The following is a 519-nucleotide window of genomic DNA, read 5'->3' on the forward strand; positions in this document are numbered from 1 at the left end:
GTTTTACAAGTTCCAATAAACGATCTTCAATACCCTTAATCTCTTTGTCTAAGTGTTTGAGATTACGCTTTAAAGACTTGTAAACATATTTGGATGGAATGCCTAGCACTTCTTCCCCGTGAAGTTTGTTTTTAGTAGCCGTACGCTTCTTTAAGTAATTATCCATAAGCCTAAAAAGCTGCAAGCATTCTGCCTGTACATCACTAAGAGCGTTATACAACGGAACTTCATTGGACAAAGCATACTCGCAAATAGCCTTGGCATCACTCTTGTCTGTCTTTACTTTTGATAGCTTCATTTGAATAAAACGCTTGACCGACAAGGGATTTACTACCGATACAGCAATACAATTTTTGTAAAGAAACTGTGCAAGTCGATAATGATAATATCCCGTGGCTTCCATTACTACCAAATCATCTGGGGCTAATGTTTTGACAAACAATTTAAAGCCAAATGAGTCATTATTAAATTGAGAATGACCACAGTCACTACCATAGACATCAAATACATCTTTACTGA

Annotated in this window: 1 protein-coding gene; it reads right to left on the reverse strand. The window is 36.4% G+C overall.

Translation table 11 applies throughout. The features are described 5' to 3' along the window. Positions 1 to 519, reverse strand: a 519-nt coding sequence (locus FT986_RS14405) for a transposase (protein WP_147865668.1), incomplete at both ends; no start/stop codon positions are given.

It is taken from the genome of Mesonia sp. K4-1, from assembly GCF_008017825.1.
Lineage (GTDB): Bacteria > Bacteroidota > Bacteroidia > Flavobacteriales > Flavobacteriaceae > Mesonia.